The following is a 2578-nucleotide window of genomic DNA, read 5'->3' on the forward strand; positions in this document are numbered from 1 at the left end:
ATCAATTTTGCCAAATTTTCAGCAGACATATTCATTTCTTCTACTTCAATTTCATTTTCGTTTACTTGACGAAGAACATCTCCCAATAACCAATTTGAAGATTGAACAGGATCGTTTGAAATTTCTACAACTTTTTCATAGTAGTCAGCCAAATATCCGTTTCTAGTTAAAATATCTGCGTCGTATTCATCAATCTTGTATTCTTTCATGAATCTTTCTTTACGCATTTGTGGAAGTTCTGGCAAATTCTTTTTGATTTCTTCGATATAAGATTGTTCCACAAAAGTTTTAGGAATATCTCCTTCAACTGAGAATCTGTAATCATTTCCTTCTTCTTTGTGTCTCATTACTATTGTAGTTTGAGTGTCCTCATCCCATCTTCTAGTTTCTTTTTCGCCGATTTTATTTTCTTTTGCCAATTGGATGTGTCTTTCTTGTTCGTAAACCAAAGCTTTTGAAACTGATTTGAATGAGTTTAAGTTCTTAATTTCAGAAATTTTAGTTTTAAAATCAGAATCTTCATCGTAGACATTGATATTAACATCGCATCTCAATGATCCTTCGCTCATCTTAACATCTGATATTTTCAAATATTTGATTCTTTCTCTTAAAGTTTCTAAGAATTCTCTGGCTTCATCAGGAGTGCTCATATCTGGTTCACTAACTATTTCAATTAGTGGAACTCCCGCTCTGTTATAATCCATTAAAGTGTTTCCACTTTCGTTGTGAATTGATTTACCTGTATCTTCTTCTATGTGAATTCTTCTAATTCTAACTTTTTTACCTTTAGTTGATGATTTTAATTCTATATATCCATTTTTACAAAGTGGTTGATCTTCTTGTGTGATTTGATATCCTTTAACCAAATCTGGGTAGAAGTATTTTTTTCTGTCCATCTTAAATTCATTAGCAATGTCACAATCAAAAGCAAGTCCAGCCATAATAGCGTATCTTAAAGCTTCTTTGTTCATGTGAGGAAGTGCTCCAGGATGACCTAAACAAATTGGGCAGACATTTGTGTTTGGAACTTGTCCAAATTCATTCTTACAACCACAAAACATTTTAGTTTTAGTTGATAATTCAACGTGAATTTCCAATCCTATAAGTGTTTTTAAGTTCATGCTATCTCCTTTCAAACGCTAAAGCTGCATTCAATAAATTTTCTTCGTCGTGACTATTTGCAATTAGTTGCAAACTAGTTGATATTCCTGATTTGTAAGGAATTGAAATAGCACACAATCCACTCAAGTTTACAATTACATTGAAAATACCTGAATCGTACACAGCCAATGGATCGTCTTTTCTGCTGTCTAATTCATAAGGTAAGCTTGTCATTGTAGGTGTAGCAATCAAATCAAAATCTTTGAAGATATTTTTGAACTCTTGTGAAAGTAGATTTCTAACTTTTAAACCTTGTTTGTAAATTTTTTGGTCATTGGAACTTGCTAGATAAAAAGTTCCCATCGCTATTCTTCTCTTAACTTCTTCGCCAAATCCTTCGCTTCTTACTTTAACGAACAAATCTCTTGTATTTTCATAATCATCTGTCAAATATCCATATCTAATTCCATCAAATCTTGACATATTAGATGATACTTCACTAGTTACGATTACGTTGTATAAAGCATTTGCGTATTTTAAATATTCGAAGTCGATTTCTACTAAATCTGCTCCCATATTTTTTAGAATTTCCAATATTTCTTTGTATTCGTTGATAACTGTTTCATCATTGCTGTATTTTTTCAAATCAACAACGGCAATTTTTTTGCCTTTAAAATCATAATCTTTCTTTTGAACATTTACTTCAGATTGGATTGTAGTCATATCATTGTCATCGTGACCTGCAATTACATTGTAAGTATCCATTATATCTTCAACAGAATTTGATAATATCCCAACTTCGTCCAAAGAATTTGCCATAGATTGAACTCCGAATCTAGAAATCGAACCATAAGTTGGCATAAATCCAACGACATTACAACAAGATGCTGGTTGTCTACTAGATCCACCTGTGTCAGTTCCCAAACTTACAACAGCCATCTCAGCTTTGACACTAGCAGCTGATCCTGATGATGAACCGCCTGGGATTAATTTTGTGTCCACAGGATTTTTAGTAGGTCCAAAATAACTTGTTTCAGAAGAAGAACCCATTGCAAATTCATCCATATTAACTTTTCCAACTATAACGCAGTCTTCTTCTTTTAATTTTTTGATTACAGTAGCATCGTAAATTGAAACATAATCTTCTAACATTTTTGATCCACAAGTCATCTTCAAATCTTTTACATTAATGTTGTCCTTAACACTAACTGCAATACCAAACATTTTTCCCAAATTTTCGTTGTTGTTTGCTTTTTCAATTAGCTTTTCAACTTGTTGGTCAACGAATGATTTGTCGTAAGTTATGAATACATTCAAATCTTTTTTTGATTCTATTAATTTATCCAAATCATTGTAGTAGTCCCTTAAACTTTCAGGATTTTCTACAAATTTATTTCTAAGATTTTCTATCATTATTCCACCACTTTCTTCAATTTAAAATAACCATACTCACGAGATTTTGCATTCTTCAACGCAA

Annotated in this window: 2 protein-coding genes; both read right to left on the bottom strand. The window is 31.9% G+C overall.

Translation table 11 applies throughout. The features are described from left to right. Positions 1 to 1121, bottom strand: a 1121-nt coding sequence (gene gatB, locus KHW44_RS08445; RefSeq protein WP_304068397.1) for an Asp-tRNA(Asn)/Glu-tRNA(Gln) amidotransferase subunit GatB, incomplete at its 3' end; no start/stop codon positions are given. Between the two features lies 1 nt (position 1122). Continuing rightward, positions 1123 to 2514: an Asp-tRNA(Asn)/Glu-tRNA(Gln) amidotransferase subunit GatA gene (gatA, locus tag KHW44_RS08450; protein ID WP_304068400.1), complete on the bottom strand. Its 1392-nt coding sequence runs from the start codon at positions 2512 to 2514 to the stop codon at positions 1123 to 1125. Between the last annotated feature and the right edge of the window lie 64 nt (positions 2515 to 2578).

Source organism: Finegoldia magna, from assembly GCF_018371055.1.
Lineage (GTDB): Bacteria > Bacillota > Clostridia > Tissierellales > Peptoniphilaceae > Finegoldia > Finegoldia magna_I.